This is a genomic window from Bacillus fungorum, from assembly GCF_002746455.1.
GTDB lineage: Bacteria > Bacillota > Bacilli > Bacillales > Bacillaceae_G > Bacillus_A > Bacillus_A fungorum.
The window spans coordinates 1-860 of record NZ_NWUW01000143.1 but is presented as its reverse complement, the minus strand read 5'-3'; the positions used below and the strand labels follow the sequence as shown (position 1 = coordinate 860).

Sequence of the window (860 nt, the reverse complement as noted above, 5' to 3'; positions counted from 1 at the left end):
GATACTAGTAACCTATTAGTACGCACATATACTACAGCAAGTACAAGACCAATTAAAAAGTATCCAAATATAAAAGGAAAATCAAAATGCATAATAGAAAAGAACAATGAACTTATTAGTATACCCCAGGTTTGTTTAAACTTTTGCGTTAAAATATTTATGGCCGCATAACGAAAAACAAACTCTTCTACTAAGGGTGCCAGAAGAACAATTGAAATAAGTGCCACAGGAGATATCGCTGCAGCAGCAACTGTACTAGATGTATTTGTTGACTGCGTAGTTACCTGGAATACACTCTTATCTAAAGTACTACCAACCATCTGTGCTAGAAATACTAATATGATCCCAATTAAAATCCATACGAATGAGTTTCTTGATACTTTAATCGATAACTTTGGATCATTTATCATTTCTTTACTATATATAAGAAAAAAGATTAATACCGTGATTGAAAACCCAATTAGTTCCCAATGAACAAGTAGTTGCTGAATCGCTTGCTGTTGATTTCCCTTAATATCATACCAACCTGTCTTTGCTAGCAATTGTACTCCTATAATCCCAACAAATTGAGTCATTATAAAATATATAAGTATGATATAACCTGATTTTTGTAAATTACTATTATTCATTTTATTATATTCACCTTTCATTTACCTCCGATTTTATACAATATTCAAATTTGATACCAAATAGCGTTTTTGTTGAAAATGATGCCCTCATTTATTTGGACACATTTACCAGTATTTTTACCAAAAAATTCATGATATGGTTAATTAGTCGAGTACGTCATTACTTGGCACTTACCCTTAGAAGCCCCGCGGACAATCGGGGTTTCTTTTTATCAATATATAGTTGTCAAA

The 860-nt window shown here is 31.7% G+C and carries 1 protein-coding gene; it reads right to left on the bottom strand.

What is annotated here, in order from left to right; all coding sequences use genetic code 11:
* A partial coding sequence (locus CO726_RS31120; protein ID WP_099686848.1) for a CPBP family intramembrane glutamic endopeptidase occupies positions 1-629 on the bottom strand: 629 nt, incomplete at its 3' end.
* Between the last annotated feature and the right edge of the window lie 231 nt (positions 630-860).